This is a genomic window from Mesorhizobium sp. M0058 (genome assembly GCF_040323095.1).
Taxonomy (GTDB): Bacteria; Pseudomonadota; Alphaproteobacteria; order Rhizobiales; family Rhizobiaceae; genus Mesorhizobium.
In genome coordinates this window covers 1-15,790 of record NZ_JAMYUQ010000028.1, presented here as the reverse complement: position 1 = coordinate 15,790, position 15,790 = coordinate 1, and the positions used below count along the sequence as shown (strand labels likewise).

The following is a 15,790-nucleotide window of genomic DNA, read 5'->3' as shown; positions in this document are numbered from 1 at the left end:
GGCACTATTTATCGGTCCCACCGATCCGCTCAATAAACTCGCACAAGAGGCCCTTCAAAACCGCTAGGGAAGGCATGTCCATCAGCATAGCAATGTAGCCCGTGATGTCATTGTCCTTGACGGTGAAGTTTATGTAGAGAAACAGCACGACCTCGCCGGGTAGGGGCGGCGGCGCCAGATTGAAGAAGTCGGTTCCAGTGCCTCGAATGACCTCAGGCAAGGAGACGCGAAGACTACGGCGCAACAGGTTGGCGATGGTGGCAAGGCAACTGTTGAGAATGATGTTGCCCGTCTCTGCGAGTGCTTCCTGTTCAAGGTCGATGATGTCTTCCAATGAATGGTCCGGACCGGCTACAGCACGCACAAGTTCGAGACTTCGCTCCTCCGGGAAAATAAGCAGCGCGCGACCAGTGATATCACCTTCGAAAACCTGGTGAACGGCAACCAGACGGTCCATCTCGCGTTCGTCCAAGATATCGATGGCTTGCTGCCTGCCGACGAGGTTGATTCTTGGGACCGACAGGAACACCTGTCGTCCAACCATCTCGCGGAGATTCTTGGCGGCTCGGCTGACGGCGATGTTCACCAGTTCAGTGAGGGCATCCCTCTCCAGTTCCTCCAAGACAAGGTCGGCCGGAGTTATCATTGATCGTCCTGATCAACGGGAGTGTCTGGTTTGCCGAGAAACGCAACCAGGTCCGGGCCATTCACTGGCTTGGTCAGGAAGGAAGCGCCCAGCGCCTTTGCACCTTCGACGATTTCGTGCTGCTGATTAGCGGAAATCAGTGCCAATCGCATTGACGGATCCTGGGCACGAAAGTCCGCCGCCAAGGCAAGCCCATCGCGGCCGGGCATATTGTAATCCATCAACACGATATCAGCCGCGAACTCACTCGCCAGTTGAAGCGCCTCATCAGCGTTGCCGGCCTCTTTGCGCACCCATGTCGGATAGTTCTTGGCGAGAATCTTGACCAAGGCCATTCTCGCAAGCTTGCTGTCGTCGACGATCAAAACGTTCATTACGACCTTCATTTCAGCTGGGGTTAGGGATATCGCATAAAAGGCAATAATTGTGAACTAGCGGCCATGCACTGCCGTGAAGCCCCGATGAAAAAAGCTTTCGAGAAATGGCGAGCCCGCCGGCCCAATGACCCTCACGCGGGCCGCCATCAGGACTTGCAGAACGGCAGCATGGATCTTGGTGCACTTCCGCCAGTCAACCAAGGTGTTGCCTGACTCAACCAGCATTGCCAGCAGGGTTTCGCTGTCTTCTAAAGTGCAGTCACCCTCAAGCCGGATCGATCCGTCGCTGGGGTCGGAAATGACGGTCATTTCAGCAAAGCCTCCACATCGAGAACAAGCATGACGCGGCCATCACCCAAAATTGTGACGCCTGCAACGCCTTCTACACCCGCGAGCACCCCCTCGATGGGCCTCATCAGTATATCCATTGTCTCCCCGACATCATCGACCTCTATCCCGCACATGTCGTTCCCGACCAGGACGACTAGGACTTGGAAATCGTCGGCGATCGTTTCCGACGGCGTTTCGCCAAGCGTCGCCGCAAGACTAACGAGCGGGATGGTATGGCCGCGATGCCCGAACACGCGCGCGGCGCCAACCATCGAGACATCACCGCGCGAAAGTCGACGGGTTTCGATGACTTTCTCAAGCGGAACGCCAAAAGCTTGTTTGACCACTTCCACGGTGACGAGGGGCGTCATCAGGATGGAGTAGGGCAGGGTGAATTTTGCGATCGTCCCGCTTCCGGGCTTCGTCTCAATGCCAACCGATCCGCCGAGCGCCTCTATCGCCGATCGCACCGCGTCCATCCCAACACCACGGCCGGAGACCGTGTTGACAGTTGCGGCTGTCGAGAACCCCGGATTGAACAGCAATTCCAACGCATCGTCATCGGAAAGCGAGGCGAACCCGGTCGTCAGGCCGCGTTCTGCGGCAACCCTTCGAACTCTCGCGAAATCCACACCTCGACCATCGTCTTCCACCTCAACGACAATGCTGTCGCCGACTTTCGCTGCACGCAGGCAGATCGTGGCATGCGGTGGCTTCCCCGTCCTGATGCGCTCGTCCGCCGGTTCCACACCATGGTCGATTGCATTGCGAACAACATGCATAATCGGCTCTCCAAGAGCCTCGACGATGGTCTTGTCGGCTTCGGTGTTCTCCCCTTCTGTCACGAGAACCACTGACTTACCTGTTTCGGTCGCAAGGTCTCGCACTAAGCGCTGAAACCTCTGGAACACCTGTCGCATGGGCAAGACACGGATGCTCAAGACAGAACGCTGCAACTCACCGACCAACCTCTCCAGTCGGGATTGTTGTTCCTCCAACACGGCCGCCAAATCCGCCGAAGGAGTTCCACTCCGGGCTAGGGTTGCGGCATGCGTTATGGCATTCTTGGCAACCGACAGTTCGCCGGCCAAATTCACTAAGGCATCAATGCGTTCGACGCTCACCCGCAGTGAACGGGCCGCATTTGAGTTCGGGATGGCGAGGCGGGAATCCCGGTTCACGGAGAATTCGAGGACTTGGGCATCGTCTCCCAAAACCCGGTCGATCAGGAGGACGAGAGCTTGTCGTCCCTCTGGATCGTCCGCGTCCGGCACACTACTATCGTAGCGTTCCAGCGCATCCTTGTGCCGGACGCTGCGAGCCAGGATGTTCATCACCACGCGCCGCGCGGCGCCTACGCGGCCGGCCAGACCTGTGGTCGCGACCTGGGAAAGGAGTTGGGACTGCGCTTCGAGCACCAGCCGCGCCATCCGGCTAAGTCCTGCGCGCTGATCGGGGACGGCAGAAGAAAGCTCGCGGATCTCGAGGAGGCTCGAAGAGTCCGAGCTTATCGCTTGGGTATGGCGCAGCAAAGCGTCCTTCGGGGCAGAGGACAACGCTGTGAAGAGCAGGTTGCACTCGAAGGGATCACCTTCCCTCAACGAAGGCCAGACATGAACCTGTTCCACATGAAGAGCTAACAGGCCAGGCAGGCCGGCAACCAACGCAAGGGGATCTTCGCCGCGAAAGAAGCACTGTGGATCGGGCTGGAACAACAACCCGGTTGAGGCTCGGGCTGCGACATCATGGTTGGCGTTCAAAAGAGATGTCAGCCACCCCGTCGCCAATAAAGCGGCCGGGCTCTTCCCCGGAGGTTCTTCACATAGTGCCGCTTGCAAGCGGCGGACCATCTCATCCGCGGTCGACCCTGCATCCTCCGGGACAATTCCCTTTACCTCAATGCCATCGAGCCAGCCGGTGACTTGATCCAATGCCCAGAGACAGTTGCCGATATCCGCAGTGCTTAACGTCCTCGTACCGGTCCGGGCGGAAGCGAGCAGTTCCTCAGCCGCGTGCAGACCCCTCGCCATATCTGGAAAATCGACGATGCCGGCCCCGCCCTTGAGGGTGTGAAACGACCGAAAAGCACTGTCCAGCCTAGTGTGATCGCCTGATTCACCTTCGAGCGCCAGAAGATCCAGTGTAGCCTGCTGCACAGACTCGCGGCACTCCACCAGGAACTGCTCAAGAAGTTCAGTCATGGGTTGATCCGGCAAGCAAGGCAACGAGCTCCAACAGGTCCTGCCCAGCGACGGGCTTGGCGGCGTAGAAGTTCGCTCCGGCAATTTGGGCAGCTCGCAGGTCATGGAGCCCGGCTTCCGTACTGATGATGAGCACGGGGGTGGACGCAAACGGTTCGCCGCGTTGCCGAAGCACCCTTACAAAGCTGAGGCCATCCATGACCGGCATGTTGATGTCCACGATCAGAAGGTCGACGATCTCGAACCCAAGCAGCTGCTCCAAGGCTTCCACCCCGTTCAAAGCCTCGAACACCTCATAGCCCGCTGGCTCCAGCACGCTTCGATAATACAGGCGCACGAGAGCTGCGTCATCGACCACCAGGACGCGATGGAGGGTAGGTTTGCTCACCGCCCGACCTCTGGTTTCTGATAGACAATACCATCTTCGAACCGACGGATTTCGAACAGCGGAGAGATACGGCTCATCGACTCCGTGTGGCCAAGGCAAATGTAGCCGCCGGGCAAAAGGCTTTCATAGAGGTTGTCTGCAGCAATGCGACGCGAAGCGTCGTCGAAGTAGATGAGGACGTTTCGGCAAAAAATGACATCGAATTGGCCGTGGTGCCTGGTCTCGTTAGATTCTATTAGATTGACACTGGAAAATTGCACCGACTCTCTCAACTCGTCGACAAGCCGCCACCGATCGTCGGCTTCTTGGTGAAAGTAACGGTCGATGACTTGGGCCGGCAAGCGCATCAGTGCGCGCTTGCCATAAAAGCCGCGCTTGGCAGCGGCAAGCGCTTCGGTATCGATATCTGAGCCGCAAATCTCGATGCTGTAGGCGTCGACCAGCGGCCACTTGTCCAAAAGCCACATCGCAATCGAATAGGGTTCTTCCCCAGTCGCGCAAGGTACCGACCACAAACGCAACTGGTCCTTCCCATAGCCGGCTGCGATTCTTTCACGCAGCAAATCCTTCGTGAGACACCGAAATTGGTGATCTTCCCGGTTGAAATAAGTCTCATTGACGGTAAAGGCGTTGACGAACTTCTCGATCTCACCCTCGGCATCAATACGAAGTTTGGCGAAATACCTTTCGAAAGAAGGAGAGGCGGTTGCGTTTGCACGATCAGCAATCCGGCGCTCTATGTAATAGCGCTTGGATACCGAATAGACCATGCCGGTGCGTCGATAGAGGAAGTCTCCCAGTCGACGGATCTCTTCGTCCGTGATCTCGATCACTGAGGGGCGTTCCGCGCCCCGATCCGGAGGGCCGCGGTTTTGGCGGCGAAATCCAAAAAGGGATCCGAGGGAAAACGCGCGGCGCAGTGGAGCAACAAGGCAACGTGGTCAGGCGCCGCCACCTCCGCCATGACGTCGATCGCGGCACCGCAAACGCTGCCATTGCAATCATTAGCCAGGAGGGGAACCAGCAAATCAATGACCGTTGAAGGCTGCTGCGCGCGAACGAGTTCGCAGGCGAGGATGCGAACGTCGGGCTCCGGGTCACTGAGCAGTCCGGTCAACCGCGGCAGGAGCTGATCTTGCAATGCGCGCAAGGCGTCTAGTGCCCCGGTGCGCAAGCGGGCATCGTCGGATCGTAGGTATTGCAGAGCAACGTCGACGCTTGCCGCATTGGCTGATCGCATAAGGGCTGTAAACAAAGCCTGCAGCACGCCATCAACCGCTTCACTCTGAATCGCGCTGGAGATCACAGCGGCGTTGTCAGAGGTGACAATAAACTCGCGAGCCGCCGCTCGCCTTTCCTCACTGTTCCGACTCAGCAACGAAGAAAATGCATCCGTGGGCGATGCGTCGCGGATCCCGGCTTGGTTGGGAAGCTCTTTGCGGATCAGAGGCAAGGCACAACCTTCATCAATTGCCTGGCTATCTCGGGTAGCGGCAGAATCCAATCTGCACCACCGCCCTTGACCAATTCCCCGGGCATCCCCCAAACCACTGCGGTTTCTTCCGCTTCGGCGATCGTCGTTCCGCCTCGCTCGTGCAGGAGTTTCATAGCACTGGCGCCGTCATTGCCCATTCCGGTCATGAGAATACCGATAAGGTCGCTGGGAGGTATTTGTTCCATGGCACTTCGAACAAGCCGGTCGGCGCTTGGATGCCAGGGATAGTCGACCTGGGACGGGACATTCATGGCAAAGACGACGCCTCCTCGGCGCGATACAATCATGTCCGCCCCACCCCGCGCAATGTAAGCGACACCAGGCACGACTTCCGTCGGGCGGGTAACCTCCACGATCTCGATGGCGCTCAGGCTGTTCAAACGTTTGGCCAGTGCGCCCGTGAAGGATTCTGGCATGTGCTGAGCAACCAAAATTGGCCAGGAGAACGATGCTGGCAGCGCTCCGACAACAGCCTCCAGTGCTGGCGGCCCTCCGGTCGAAACGCCGATGAGCACCAGCCCATTTACCCCAGTTTTTACAATGGGTTCTTTTGACGCTATTGGGGCGGGATGGGGACTTGTCGGCAGCGTCTGCCCTATACGGTGGCGTATACGTTCCTGCAATCGCAGCGTGGGTTTGATGCCGGTGACGGCGGCGGTTCGAATCTTGTCGAGCAGATCGTCTTTCATCTGATCAACGCGTAAGGACAATGTTCCCGAGGGCTTAGCAACGAAATCGAATGCGCCGAGGCGAAGCGCTTGCAGGGTCTCATCGGCGCTCTGTGATGTCACCGACGATACCATGATGACCGGGGTCGGCCTTTCCAGCATGATACGATCAAGGCACATAAAGCCGTTCATCTGCGGCATGTGGACATCGAGCGTGACCACATTGGGGCGGAAGGCGTGCAGGCGCTCCAGTCCTTCGGCGCCATTTCGAGCGGTTTCAACTTGGAATTCGGATGCGTCCGACAGCATTCCGGCAAGCAGCTTTCGAACGAGGGCAGAGTCGTCGATGATCAGAACCTTGATCAAGTCTGCAGCTTGGTTTGAAAAGAGTCCAAAAAGGTGCGCTCGGCACGCGTGAGCAGTTCGGTTGGATCAAGCAGCATGAGGATGCGAACGCCTTCATCCAGGCTGACGATCGACTGGATCAGGCGCGTAGTTTCTCCCGCCAGATCCGGCGCCCGAGCGAGCGCTGATGCATCGACGCCCAAGACTTCCGAGACGCTGTCGACGATGATGCCGGCGCGGTGGGAACCGGATTTGACCACAATCAGACGCGTCCGGCCACGATTCTCAAGCGGAGGCATGTCGAAGCGCTTCCGCTGATCGATGACAGGCAGCACCTCGCCGCGCAGATTGATGACCCCTTCAAGAAATTTGGGTGTCTTTGGAACCCGCGTCACACTCTCCGGCACCAGTGCAACTTCCTCGACGGCCTCAATGGGCAAGGCGAATTCGCCGGCGCCAAGTTGGAAGGCGAGCAGCTTGATCTCGTCGCGCTTTGAACCTTCTGTCGATGCGGAGCCGTCTCGCGCCGGAGCTTGCACATGACCCAGACCACGCATGGTTTCCTCGCTGAGCAACAAATCCGGGTGCAAGACCGAAAGCAGCCGGCTATCCGCCTCGCTCCGATAGATTGCCTTGACCTTGGCCTCGCCGCCAATTCTGGCTGCCATAATCGGCGGCACGGGTTCCAGCCTCAGAGGATCGATGGCGATGCTCTGCTTGACAGCGTCGACAACGACGCCGACCGCGGTGCCGCGGACATACGCGACGATGACCTTCTCATTTCCCTGAATCTCGTTAGCGAGGCCAAACAGTGCTCTTAGGGACAAAATTGGCAGCAGTCCGTCACGGAAAGATATCAAACCAGGGACCTGCGCATCCGCGCCCGGCAGAGAAGTCAGGCCTCGGGGGATATTGAAGACCTCCTGCACCACGGCAAATGGAAATGCGTAATCCTGCCCATCCACTACGAACGTTGCGAGCATTTCTCGACCTACAGCGCCTATGGCGCTCATATCAGGAACCAACGTACGGCTGCGGCCGGTTACACGGTCCCGGGCTTGGGGGGTAAACGCCCCTTCGAGCAGGGTATCAACGTTGAGAATCCGCACCGCCTCGCCATCATTTGAGAAGACACTGTCATCGCCGCTGCTCACCGCGGCGCCCTTGAGTGAATGACGCTGCTCGATGCGGCTTGCCTGTACGTTGACGATCCCTTCGACCGTGTTGACAAGCAGCGCATACGGCGCGGGTGCGTCGATGACCACGGCTCGCGCCGAATCCGACAGAGGTTCAGAAGCAAGTCGCAGCAACCGGCTCAAGTCCGCAATTGGCACAATTGACCCACGCAAGTTCGCTAACCCGCACAAAGCCGCTGGGGCTTGCGGCACCTTTGCCATTTCGGGTACCCTGACGATCTCGGCTACCCGATCGACCGGAACCGCGTAAGTATGCTCGGAGCAGCGAACCGCCAGGAAGCGTTTGGATAGCGCCGCTGGCGCGCCTTGCTCAGACATTTTGTGACTTGAGCTCTTCAGCGAGGGAGGCAATCTCCTCAATCGCCGCAGCCAGGTCCTCAGCTCCTCGCGCTTGCTCTTGGGAAGCGGTCGATGCCTCTCTAGACGCTGCGCCGGCTTCCTCTGCGGCTGTTGCAATCTGCTTCGCGCCAGCTGAAGCCTGGCTCGCCGCAGCGAGTATGTCGGTAGCGCCAGAATTGATCGCTTTGCTCGCCTCGACGAGCTGCGTCAGCTCTTCTTTGGTCTTCTCAAATACCGCTAAGGTGGCGCGACTATTCTGAATCTCGACTTCCGACAGGCCGCAGATCCGCTCGAGATCGCCACGCAGCGAAGATATCTGCTCGATAATTCCGCGAACCGTATCCTTCACTTTATCCAAGGATTGCGATGCTTCGCGCGCCAGCCCGCGAATGTCTTTGGACACCAAGGAGAAGCCGCTGCCATAGTCGCCCGCCCTGGCTGCTTCGACCGCTCCACTGACGGCAAGCATGCTGGTCTGAACCGCGACTAACGTGATCGCATCGACGATCTTCTCGATCTTGCGGCCAGTTACCTCCAAACTTAGCAACGCAGATACGCTCGCTGTCGTGTCCTGGAGGGAACCCGTCAATCCGTTAATAAGGCTTTCGACCGCCGCGTAAGTTTCCCTCAGCGACTGTTCCATCGCTGCAACACGCTCCTCGGCTGCAACTGCATTTTCTTTTGCAAGGGCAGCACTTTGCTCGATCTGGCTCAGCGAGGCCGAACTTTCGTGGGTGGCCGCCGCCTGTTGCTGGGCGCCACGGTTGATCTGCTCGACCGCAGCCAGAATCTGACCGGCGGCCCCCGAGAGCTCCTGAATATTCGCCGACAGCTGTTCGGCTGCCGAGGACGCCTGCTCGGCGGCTTTTCCCGCGTCTCCGCCGCGCAATAGATTAGCCAAGCGTGCCAGCGCGTGCGCTGCCGTTTGGCCTTCAACAAGCGCCTGCGTCTGCTGTTGGATCGCTGCCTGCGATTCCGCAGCTGCAGCCGACTGCTGCTCCGCGGCACTGGCAACTTGCTCGGCACCTTTTTGCGCCTCGGTGGCAGCTTTTTCGGCTTCAACCGAAGCCAGCGAGATGGCGCGGCTGCCGAGCGCGATCTCGCCCGCGATTTCCCTCATGGCGCGAACGTTTCGCAGCACGACGTTTGAGGCCTTTGCTTCAGATGCCGCAGCGTGAGCGGCTGCAGCGACTCCAGCCGCAACCGCGCTGACCTCTTTTTGGATGCTGGTGGACAGCGCCTGAACTTCACGTGCGCTGGTGTCGGATATCTGCGCCAGCGACCTTACTTCTTCAGCGACTACGGCAAATCCGCGGCCATGATCGCCGGCGCGAGCGGCTTCGATGGCGGCGTTGAGGGCAAACAGATTCGTCTGGTCCGAGATGCGGCTGACCGTGCGGCCTATAGCGCCGACTTCTTCAGCGCGTTTTTCGATAACGGCAATCAATTGTGCCGAGCTTTCCTGGCGAGCGGCATTTCGTTCAATCGCAGTGACCGCATTCATCAGCTGATTCGTCACATCGGCAAGCAAGCCCTGCACCGATTCCGATCGCCTTTGCGAATCCTCGGCTAAGCGTCGTCCCACGGCTAGCGTTTGCGTGGAGTCGCTGATTGTGCGCAGTTGTTCTTCAGCCGCGCCTGATGCTTCCTCCGCACCCGCGGCGATCTGGTCCATCGATCGCCGTAATTCTTCAGCGGCGGCCGATGCCTCGGTGATGCCGCTGGCCAGTTCCTCAGTGGCGGCGGCAAACCGTTCGGCAATTTGTCCGTGAGGTAGGTCTGATTTGATGCTTTGGCGTGATCTGGCCGGCAAATCTGCTTTTTCGGGATGCAAACCCTTGTCTGGCCCAGTGCGTTTCGCGATCCTTGACGTCTTAACGAGCGACATATTGGACTGAAATCCTATTTCGCGGGTAGGGGCGTTTGCCTGATTTCTATCTCATCGCCGGTAAGCGCGCCACCGCAGATAGCTTGGCCACGTGCTCAGACTTCAAGTTGGTGCGGCAATCCTGGTGGATTGCGGTCGGCCACTATCGCGAGGCAGGTGTCGCTTAGCCGCGTTATAAGCGGTCCGCTATTCGATGAACGATGCCATTGCGGTAGGTTCGCTTTCTCCCAAAACGAGAGATCATCGAGGGAAGGGCCACGGCGCAGCTGAGGTAAAAACCGGGACCAGTTTGTCTTGGCCGCAGTTGCGGCAACTCGGGAATTTAATCGAAACGGAACCCCTACCCATACCCGGACGCCACCCATTTGGAAACCGAAGGCACCGACCTTGCAAACCTGGAAGCCGCTGAACATGAGGTTGAAGGGCGCCGCTTCTAGGCGACACTGTGACTTCTCAACGTCCGATAGCGGATCATCCGCGTTCGTGGCGTGAGATGAGACACAGTCCTCTTCATTCTTCGATCTGATATCCTGGCATGTTCGTTCTGCTACCTGTTTCCAAGAGCCTTAGCCTCACGCTCCAGCGTATCACGGTCATTGCCATGCTTCACGATGAGCTGGCGCACATCGGGGATGCTGAGACCGAATTTGCTGGCGAGATAGCCGACCTCATACTCTTCGTCACCAGACACCCGGCTGCGATCCCGATTATCTGTTTTACTCTTGTCGTCTGGCATGATGATTCAGCTCCGTTCCGATCACCCACAACGCGAAACACGCAGTTTTGTTGCCGCCATGCGGATTCCGGAGCAGTTCTCGCTTTTTAAGCCAGCTTGAGGGGGCATCCTGGCGGCAAGGAAGACCTCCCGGCATGCTTCGCTGCAGGATTTCCGTGAGGATGGAAATAATGCCCTACTTAGTATTTGACTCGCTACTGTCCGTCCGAAAGCGTACAAGGGCCAGGTCGTCAGCTGAACAGTAATGGGCGCTGACGCTTGGGAGCGACCATCGCACTCTTGCCCTGAAGCGAGAGCAAACGCGATGACAGAAGAACGTCGCCCCGGCCTTAAACCCGAGATCGTCAGCGCGCTTGCGCTGGAAGCCGGGGCCACCGAGCAGCAGATCACCGAGATAATTTCGTTGGTCGGCTTCGATCGTTCCTCGATATTGCGGGAAGCTCGCCTGCTTAAGAAGACGTAAGTGAGCACGTAATTGTCGGTTTTGTACCAAGGCGGACAGGCTCTGCTGCCGACGCTATTCCAGCTGAATCGTCTGCAAATTGCCTTGGGCGCCGACGACTGAGGGACGCGTGCTCTCGCCCGAGAGGAGCGAGCGCTATGGACCTGCATCTTGATACAAACAAAAATGCGCTTCTGCGGCGCTTCGATCCTGCCGATCTGGATCACCTCAAGCCGCATCTGCGCAACACCTTCCTCGATCTACGCACGCCGCTCGAAAACGCCGGGCAAAAAATCGAATATGTTTATTTCCCTTGCAGCGGCCTTGCCTCCGTGGTGGCCAGGAAGAACAGGGGAGCCGACGCAGAAGTCGGCATCATCGGGTTCGAAGGCATGACCGGCTCGGCTCTTGTGATGGGCGACGACCAGGCCACGCATGATTGCTTTATTCAGATGACCGGCGAGGTGTTGGTGATCGACGCCTCGCAGTTCAAAGCGGCTTTAAAGGCGAGCAACACACTTCGGCCGTTTCTGATGCGCTACGTCCACGCTTTTCATATACAATCCACCTACACCGCTCTGATCAATGCGCGATGCAAAATCGAGGATCGTTTGGCTCGATGGCTTCTGATGTGTGACGACCGTGTTGTTGGCAATAGACTTTTCATCACCCATGAATACCTGTCCGTGATGCTCGGTGTGAGGCGCCCTGGAGTCACGGTCGCACTGCAGATGATTGAGGGGCGCGGGCTCATACAATCCCGGCGTGGTGAAGTGGTCATTCGCGACCGAAAAGGTCTGATCGATCTCGCAAACGGTAGCTATGGGGAACCGGAAGCGGAATACAGGCGGCTCGTCGGCGAAATCGAGATCCAGCCGCAGATTGTCCCTTGACGGGAACCGACGTTGACCCAGGTTTGGGCAAATGGCCCTCTATTATTTCGACCTCGATGACAATGGCTTAATCTACCATGACGACCAGGGCACCCATTGTTCGGCCTTCGATCAAGTCAAGGAGGAAGCCGTTCGCACTCTCGTTGAAATGATCAAGGAGAGCCTGCCAGATGGCGATCACCACAGGTTGACGATCAAGGTCCGCGATGACGGAGGCGGCGTGGTCTTGCAGGTCTCGCTGAACTTTGAGGTTGAGGCAGAGGGCCGTTACGGCGGTGGCAGTTCTCCCGATTCTCACGTCTGACAGCGTCCACGCAAATCAAGCGCCGCCAGAAACGCGCGCGCCGCGGCATGGCACGCATTATGCGATGGGCCATTGGAAACGAGAGTCCATGCTTGTCGGCAAAGATCGCCACTGCATATGGATCGCCAATCTGAACCCGGATCGAGCACTCTTTGCGCCTTAAGCATTACCGCCCCTCAAACCTGTTCAAAATGGCCCGACGTGAACCCGCGCCGCTGCGGCTATGTGATATCCGCTCAGCCGACAAGCGCCGGTGACAAAGCCGACAACCGCGCGGCTAACCTTGGTAAAAAACGTACATCAAAAGTTCTCCATCGGCCTATGGTTGCAAGGGAGCTAGGTGATTTATGCGCTGCTGGCGTTTGAGAGTTCGCCAGCTCTTGCTCATCCTCGGGAGGTTTACCATCATGGGCAAGGACCGTGAATGCGGTTAGATTTCGGCCTTCGATTTCGCCATGGTGCGCCAGGCCTTTCGGCAGTCGGCAAGCGAACAAGGGATCGCAGAGGGTCGATGGCCCGATCATGCGAAGCGGCTCTTCCAACAGCTAACCGATGAAGACCCCAACGATGACATGATCGGCTACATCATCGCGCCTTAGTACTGCTCGCGCTATCGCCGCACTGGGCCGATCCCTCGATAGTCATAGACCGCAGGTGGACCTTTGTTGCGTCCCTTCGGGACGTCTACGAAGGTCCCTCTGAGCCATTTGGCTTGGCTATTTCGCAAAGTCACCACTCGGTTAACCGCCCTTGCGGCGGCTTCGAACGGCGTCAACGCTCAACTTGGTGGGTCGCCTGCAACACGTCGTCTTCGATCTCTTCCACCCGATATGAGCTCATAGCCACCCCGGCCGAAATTCTACGCAGTGATGGACGATACCCTGCGATGGCGGGACCGCGCACTTGTATGAAAGTGCTATACGAGGAACTTAGCTGGCGGCATTCGCTTATGCATTCATGAGCACACGCGGCGTCAACTTCCTCGATCGCTGGATCGGCAACAATCTCCCCGAAACGGCTAAGGTCGACGCCGTCTCGATAAGTGAGTACACACACAAATTGTATGCCGACGCTAAAGCCTTGGGTATCAAACGCGAAGAGATCGACGAAGAAGTTGACGGCATATATCGGACGCTGGTCGATGCTGGGGTCCACTTTGATGCTGGCTTAACCGAATGAGCGTTCGCGGCCTTAAGTTTCTGGACAGGTGGGTGGCCGAGCAACTGCCCATTGTGGCGCGGGGCGATCCTATCGCCGCCAGCGACTTGGCGGATCCAATTAATAATGTTTAAGGTTTGATGGGTTGGATCGAGCCTGAATCGTTCGGGCTCTTTTGTCCAGATTTTGCAGATGTATTCAAAGGGCGTGAGGCCCTTGAGGGTCTTCAGTCGACGGCCGAAATTATAGGCTAAGACGAAATCGGCGAGATGCTGGCGCAGTTGGTCATGGCTCTCGTAGTAGAAGCGTTTGACGGTCGCATCCTTGATCGTGCGGTTCATGCGTTCGACCTGGCCGTTGGTCCATGGGCTGGGTTCGGCGCCGCGAGGATCGCGGCCAGCAATTCAGCCGACGCGTCCAGACCTGCCACTGCCTTGTGCAGCGCAGTGGTCGCGGCTGCTTGGTGATCTTCTGGCTTGCCGTTGTCGTTTGCGAGATCGGCCTTCACTGGCATCTTCATGGCGCGACTATGCGCCTTGCGGGAGCGGTCTACAACCGCACGACCTTATCGAGATGCCGGCGAATACGCTGGCCTTCCGCGAAGGCTACGGCGTAGGATTCCAGTTCGAATGATCGGTTGCTCTCTTTCCCCTCCTCAACCACGCGGCCTTGGACTAATGACCTGCCTCCTGCCGGTTTCAGCGTTCTCTTCGTGGTCGAACAGTGCTCGCCACAGCATGGCATCGGACGCTGCGGCTCCCAATGTCAGCAACGCAGTCCGCTTCGGTGGAAGGGCTGCATAGCTCCTGGCGGGTTTGCCGCTGCTTGTCCCGGCAAGGGACAAGATTACCGTCGAGCGACGGATTTCTTCGGGTTCACCTCTATCTTCATGCGACGGCCCCCGCTTCTGCGGCCGACCATCGGAAGGATACACCATCCACCCACATGCGGTGCATGACTACTGCTAGCTTTCGTGCGACGGCGATCTTTGCCTTCTTCAAGCCGCTGCGCTTGGCGATCCGGAGGCCCCAGGCTTTGAGCCCCGACCACTTCTCGACCCTCGTCAGGAGCGTGCCGGCGGCCTCAAATAAATAGGTACGGACAAGACTGTCTCCGCATTTTGAGATGCCCCTCTTGCGATCGATTTCACCCGACTGATAACATCGCGGTGTCAGGCCGAAGTACGCGCCAACGCTTCTGGATTTCGCAAACTTGGACGGATCATCGACCGCTGTCACGAACGCGAGGGCCGTGAGGACGCCCACGCCAGGAATGGCCATAAGCTGCCGGCACACAGCACTCCCTCGAGCACGGCTCATCAGTTGGCGGTCAAGCTGCCGAATCTGCTCCTTCAGGCAGGAATGGACGCACAGCATCGACCGGACGGTTTGATTGAGCATTGGGTCGCTATTGTCGCACGCCTCATCCACGAGCCGTTCGAACGGCTCGCCCGTTCGTCTTGACAGAATGACGCCAAAAGTTTTGAGAATGCCCCTGATCTGGTTGGTGACCTCTACCCGCATTCCGACGAGTTGAGCTCGTGCTCCAAGCATCGAGCGGACGGCGTGGCTGTCGAGACTCTTTACCCCGACCTCCCTATACCAGCCCGCCTTGACGATCTGAGCCAATCCATAGGCATCATTCTTGTCGGTCTTGTTTACCTGGCCACTCATGGTCGCCTGCGCATGGCGGGAATCAAGGCACAGCACCGGCAGCCCCATAGCCTTCAAGGCGTGCCAGTGCCAGGTCGACAAGGGACCGCTTTCGAGCCCTATGCGTACAACATCTGGTGCTTTGGATCTGATGTTTCCGGCTATGTCTTCTGGCGTCGATAGGCACTTTCCTTGCCAGACAAGCTTACCGTCATTGCCGATAACGCACAGGTGGGTCATCTCCTGCGAGACGTCTAACCCAACAAATTGGTCCATGTTGGCCTCCATGAGAATCACTGACGGCGAAGAATCTAGCATCGCCCGCAATTACCCCATGTCAGCATAGCGCCGGCCGCATGACGGGACGCGGGACCGACTGTCCCCGTCCGCGGGGTCCGCATCATGCATCAGGGATCGAACCCGCCCGCGGGACCGGATGCGGGCTGGGATTATGACAGCCCGGTCGCCGATCCTCTGCGATGCTCACCACCATCAGGTTCACTCAATCGAGTCCATCGTGGGGTCGCTCTGAAGCTCCGTCAACCGAAGGTTTTCCGAGAAGTGTTGTGGGAAGGTTCGACGAGGCGAGCGGCGGCTGCGCTCGGGACAAGCAAGCCAGCCGTCAGTCAACATGTGAAGCAGCTCGAGGTTGTGTGCGTCAAGTTCTGCAAAATGGGGCGGCCATGATGCTGGTCATGCGGCTTGGCGCAGAGCGAGCTTCTTGTGCTCGCG

Annotated in this window: 17 protein-coding genes and 1 pseudogene; 4 read left to right on the top strand and 14 right to left on the bottom strand. The window is 58.1% G+C overall.

Features of this window, described 5'->3' with window-relative positions:
• Positions 1 to 4 precede the first annotated feature (4 nt).
• From NKJ75_RS30685 to NKJ75_RS30635, 11 genes are all read right to left on the bottom strand, one after another.
• Positions 5 to 646 (bottom strand): chemotaxis protein CheX, encoded by a 642-nt coding sequence (locus NKJ75_RS30685; RefSeq protein WP_023807121.1) that lies wholly within the window; start codon positions 644 to 646, stop codon positions 5 to 7.
• Positions 643 to 1,020, bottom strand: a complete 378-nt coding sequence (locus NKJ75_RS30680; protein ID WP_050588969.1) for a response regulator transcription factor — start codon at positions 1,018 to 1,020, stop codon at positions 643 to 645. Before NKJ75_RS30680 ends, NKJ75_RS30685 begins: the two co-directional genes overlap by 4 nt.
• 57 nt (positions 1,021 to 1,077) lie before the next feature.
• The gene (locus NKJ75_RS30675) at positions 1,078 to 1,332 is read right to left on the bottom strand and encodes a hypothetical protein (RefSeq protein WP_023807123.1); all 255 of its coding nucleotides are present in this window, start codon (positions 1,330 to 1,332) and stop codon (positions 1,078 to 1,080) included.
• Positions 1,329 to 3,554, bottom strand: a complete 2,226-nt coding sequence (locus NKJ75_RS30670; RefSeq protein ID WP_023807124.1) for a chemotaxis protein CheA — start codon at positions 3,552 to 3,554, stop codon at positions 1,329 to 1,331. The genes NKJ75_RS30675 and NKJ75_RS30670 overlap by 4 nt, the downstream gene beginning before the upstream one ends.
• Entirely contained in the window at positions 3,547 to 3,942 is a 396-nt protein-coding gene (locus NKJ75_RS30665) for a response regulator (RefSeq protein ID WP_023807125.1), read from the bottom strand. The genes NKJ75_RS30670 and NKJ75_RS30665 overlap by 8 nt, the downstream gene beginning before the upstream one ends.
• Positions 3,939 to 4,775 (bottom strand): CheR family methyltransferase, encoded by an 837-nt coding sequence (locus NKJ75_RS30660; RefSeq protein WP_352500583.1) that lies wholly within the window; start codon positions 4,773 to 4,775, stop codon positions 3,939 to 3,941. Before NKJ75_RS30660 ends, NKJ75_RS30665 begins: the two co-directional genes overlap by 4 nt.
• Positions 4,772 to 5,395 carry a HEAT repeat domain-containing protein gene (locus NKJ75_RS30655; RefSeq protein WP_352500582.1) on the bottom strand — a complete coding sequence of 208 codons (624 nt, stop codon included), beginning with the start codon at positions 5,393 to 5,395 and terminating at the stop codon, positions 4,772 to 4,774. The genes NKJ75_RS30660 and NKJ75_RS30655 overlap by 4 nt, the downstream gene beginning before the upstream one ends.
• Positions 5,386 to 6,471 carry a chemotaxis-specific protein-glutamate methyltransferase CheB gene (gene cheB / locus NKJ75_RS30650; protein WP_352500581.1) on the bottom strand — a complete coding sequence of 362 codons (1,086 nt, stop codon included), beginning with the start codon at positions 6,469 to 6,471 and terminating at the stop codon, positions 5,386 to 5,388. The genes NKJ75_RS30655 and cheB overlap by 10 nt, the downstream gene beginning before the upstream one ends.
• Positions 6,468 to 7,964 (bottom strand): chemotaxis protein CheW, encoded by a 1,497-nt coding sequence (locus NKJ75_RS30645; RefSeq protein ID WP_352500580.1) that lies wholly within the window; start codon positions 7,962 to 7,964, stop codon positions 6,468 to 6,470. Before NKJ75_RS30645 ends, cheB begins: the two co-directional genes overlap by 4 nt.
• Entirely contained in the window at positions 7,957 to 9,873 is a 1,917-nt protein-coding gene (locus NKJ75_RS30640) for a methyl-accepting chemotaxis protein (RefSeq protein ID WP_352500579.1), read from the bottom strand. Before NKJ75_RS30640 ends, NKJ75_RS30645 begins: the two co-directional genes overlap by 8 nt.
• 547 nt (positions 9,874 to 10,420) lie before the next feature.
• The gene (locus tag NKJ75_RS30635) at positions 10,421 to 10,609 is read right to left on the bottom strand and encodes a DUF3606 domain-containing protein (protein ID WP_023807131.1); all 189 of its coding nucleotides are present in this window, start codon (positions 10,607 to 10,609) and stop codon (positions 10,421 to 10,423) included.
• A gap of 304 nt (positions 10,610 to 10,913) precedes the next feature.
• Between NKJ75_RS30635 and NKJ75_RS30630 the strand changes: the two genes are divergently transcribed.
• The 3 genes from NKJ75_RS30630 to NKJ75_RS30620 all read left to right on the top strand — a co-directional run bounded on the left by NKJ75_RS30630 (position 10,914) and on the right by NKJ75_RS30620 (position 12,248).
• Positions 10,914 to 11,072 carry a hypothetical protein gene (locus tag NKJ75_RS30630; protein WP_023807132.1) on the top strand — a complete coding sequence of 53 codons (159 nt, stop codon included), beginning with the start codon at positions 10,914 to 10,916 and terminating at the stop codon, positions 11,070 to 11,072.
• 137 nt (positions 11,073 to 11,209) lie between these two features.
• The gene (locus tag NKJ75_RS30625; RefSeq protein WP_023807133.1) at positions 11,210 to 11,944 is read left to right on the top strand and encodes a Crp/Fnr family transcriptional regulator; all 735 of its coding nucleotides are present in this window, start codon (positions 11,210 to 11,212) and stop codon (positions 11,942 to 11,944) included.
• 31 nt (positions 11,945 to 11,975) lie between these two features.
• Complete coding sequence (locus tag NKJ75_RS30620; protein WP_352500578.1) at positions 11,976 to 12,248, top strand: DUF6894 family protein; 273 nt, start codon at positions 11,976 to 11,978, stop codon at positions 12,246 to 12,248.
• A 1,295-nt stretch (positions 12,249 to 13,543) separates the two neighbouring features.
• Here NKJ75_RS30620 and NKJ75_RS30610 read toward each other — a convergent pair.
• The 3 genes and pseudogenes from NKJ75_RS30610 to NKJ75_RS30600 all read right to left on the bottom strand — a co-directional run.
• Positions 13,544 to 13,774 (bottom strand): annotated as a pseudogene (locus tag NKJ75_RS30610) (integrase core domain-containing protein); the annotation flags it as partial.
• Positions 13,744 to 13,926, bottom strand: coding sequence for a hypothetical protein (locus tag NKJ75_RS30605; protein ID WP_023806370.1), 183 nt, complete (start codon positions 13,924 to 13,926; stop codon positions 13,744 to 13,746). The pseudogene NKJ75_RS30610 and the gene NKJ75_RS30605, both read right to left, overlap by 31 nt.
• Before the next feature lie 367 nt (positions 13,927 to 14,293).
• Complete coding sequence (locus NKJ75_RS30600; protein WP_023806369.1) at positions 14,294 to 15,334, bottom strand: IS110 family RNA-guided transposase; 1,041 nt, start codon at positions 15,332 to 15,334, stop codon at positions 14,294 to 14,296.
• A gap of 126 nt (positions 15,335 to 15,460) precedes the next feature.
• Here NKJ75_RS30600 and NKJ75_RS30595 point away from each other — a divergent pair, with 126 nt between their 5' ends.
• On the top strand, positions 15,461 to 15,745 hold the full coding sequence (locus NKJ75_RS30595; RefSeq protein ID WP_352500577.1) for a helix-turn-helix domain-containing protein: 285 nt from the start codon (positions 15,461 to 15,463) through the stop codon (positions 15,743 to 15,745).
• The last annotated feature ends 45 nt before the right edge of the window (positions 15,746 to 15,790 follow it).

Coding starts and splice junctions, on each gene's coding strand:
- NKJ75_RS30685 (WP_023807121.1), bottom strand. CDS start 646: ATGATAACTCCGGCCGACCTTGTCTTGGAGGAACTGGAGAGGGATGCC.
- NKJ75_RS30680 (WP_050588969.1), bottom strand. CDS start 1,020: ATGAACGTTTTGATCGTCGACGACAGCAAGCTTGCGAGAATGGCCTTG.
- NKJ75_RS30675 (WP_023807123.1), bottom strand. CDS start 1,332: ATGACCGTCATTTCCGACCCCAGCGACGGATCGATCCGGCTTGAGGGT.
- NKJ75_RS30670 (WP_023807124.1), bottom strand. CDS start 3,554: ATGACTGAACTTCTTGAGCAGTTCCTGGTGGAGTGCCGCGAGTCTGTG.
- NKJ75_RS30645 (WP_352500580.1), bottom strand. CDS start 7,964: ATGTCTGAGCAAGGCGCGCCAGCGGCGCTATCCAAACGCTTCCTGGCG.
- NKJ75_RS30640 (WP_352500579.1), bottom strand. CDS start 9,873: ATGTCGCTCGTTAAGACGTCAAGGATCGCGAAACGCACTGGGCCAGAC.
- NKJ75_RS30635 (WP_023807131.1), bottom strand. CDS start 10,609: ATGCCAGACGACAAGAGTAAAACAGATAATCGGGATCGCAGCCGGGTG.
- NKJ75_RS30630 (WP_023807132.1), top strand. CDS start 10,914: ATGACAGAAGAACGTCGCCCCGGCCTTAAACCCGAGATCGTCAGCGCG.
- NKJ75_RS30625 (WP_023807133.1), top strand. CDS start 11,210: ATGGACCTGCATCTTGATACAAACAAAAATGCGCTTCTGCGGCGCTTC.
- NKJ75_RS30620 (WP_352500578.1), top strand. CDS start 11,976: ATGGCCCTCTATTATTTCGACCTCGATGACAATGGCTTAATCTACCAT.
- NKJ75_RS30605 (WP_023806370.1), bottom strand. CDS start 13,926: ATGAAGATGCCAGTGAAGGCCGATCTCGCAAACGACAACGGCAAGCCA.
- NKJ75_RS30600 (WP_023806369.1), bottom strand. CDS start 15,334: ATGGACCAATTTGTTGGGTTAGACGTCTCGCAGGAGATGACCCACCTG.
- NKJ75_RS30595 (WP_352500577.1), top strand. CDS start 15,461: ATGCATCAGGGATCGAACCCGCCCGCGGGACCGGATGCGGGCTGGGAT.